We start from the raw sequence: 1507 nt of genomic DNA, 5'->3' as shown, positions 1-1507 counted from the left end.
GTCTCCGTAAGGTCCGTGGTTGAAGTCGCCAAACTCCACCTCGATCCTACACCTCGATGGCCACCCGGGATCACACCGCCAGCGGCGACGAAATTACACCAGCTCCTCGGACGCTAACTCATGAGCGTGGAGCTGACATATTCCGGGCCATTATCAACCCTTATGGTAAGGGGCTTGCCGCGCCATTCGATGATCTGGTTCAGGGACCGGACGACCCGCTCCGCTGGCAGCGAAAAGTCCACCTCGATGCCCAAGCCCTCGCGGTTGAAGTCGTCCAGCACGTTCAGAAGTCGGAACTGCCGTCCGTCGGCCAGGCGATCGGCCATAAAGTCCATCGACCAGACCAGGTTCGGGGCTTCAGGAACCGCCAGTTCCTCGGGTTTCTTCCGCTTCAGGCGCTTGCGAGGCCTGATCCTCAGGTTCAGTTCCAGCTCACGATAGATCCGGTAGACGCGTTTGTGGTTCCAGCCATGGCCCTGGACGTTGCGCAGATACAGGAAACACAAGCCAAAGCCCCAAGTCTTCCTGGCATTAGTTAGCCCGATGAGCAGATCGGCGATATGCTCGTTCTCGTCGTCGCGCGTCAGACTGTAGCGGAAACAGGTCTCGCTGACGCCAAATGCCCGGCAAGCCAGCGCGATGCTGATCCCCTTCGTCGCCACCGCCTTTTCGGCCAGCTCGCGGCGCTGAGCTGGCCGCGTTACTTTTTTACAAGCGCCTCGCGAAGCAGATCGGCCTGCATGCTCAGATCGGCAAACATGCGCTTCAGCCGTCGGTTCTCGTCTTCAAGCGCCTTCATCTGGCTCATCATGGATGCATCCATGCCGCCATACTTCGCGCGCCATTTGTAAAACGTCGCGCTGCTGATCCCATGCTCGCGACACAGTTCAGGCACAGGTAAACCACCCTCGGCCTGGCGCAGCACGCCCATGATCTGGGCTTCAGTGAAACGGCTCTTCTTCATCGGAATCTCCTCGTCCAACTTGCCGAGAAAATTCTACGCCCGCATCCCCTTAACCACGGGGAGGATTACCGTCCCGGGCGCGGGTCAGCGAGAGCGCCAGTGCCGCGACCAGCAGGCCCGATGTGGCTGCATCTTCGGCGATGGGCTGACGAAGATGACCGTGTCTTCCACTGCTTCGGCGGTGCAACGGTGCTCGTCACCTCCCTTTAGGCCGAAAACGTCATCATCGAAACAGAACTCGTCTATCTGACGGCGGCCGTCGCACAGGAACCGGGAGGTGCGGACAGCCCCGGCGATGACCCGATAGACATGAAGGGCGCGATCATCCTCCGAAAAGCGGTCTCATTCTTGCAAACGCGGCGGTTGATGAGGGTAAGCGCTATAGCCTTTTGCATCGCCTTCGACGGCGCTCGCCATGATATACGGATGTTGTTGAACAGCCATTTTCTCAGCTCTTTTTCAGTTTTGGCGGCCTGTCTTTCCATGCCTCGACCATGGCTGCGTAGGCCGCTTCGGCCTGCGCGACGAGGTCCATCTCTCGAT

General features: G+C 59.3%; 2 pseudogenes. Both read right to left on the bottom strand.

The features are described 5' to 3' along the window. Positions 1–119 precede the first annotated feature (119 nt). Positions 120–964, bottom strand: a pseudogene (locus OC184_RS20120) (IS3 family transposase); the annotation flags it as partial. An 84-nt stretch (positions 965–1048) separates the two neighbouring features. Continuing rightward, positions 1049–1288: pseudogene (locus OC184_RS20665) on the bottom strand (hypothetical protein); the annotation flags it as partial. Between the last annotated feature and the right edge of the window lie 219 nt (positions 1289–1507).

The organism is Paracoccus rhizosphaerae, assembly GCF_026162645.1.
GTDB classification, from domain to species: domain Bacteria; phylum Pseudomonadota; class Alphaproteobacteria; order Rhodobacterales; family Rhodobacteraceae; genus Paracoccus; species Paracoccus rhizosphaerae.
The sequence above is the reverse complement of the archived record's forward strand: the minus strand, read 5'-3'. Positions and strand labels throughout refer to the sequence as shown.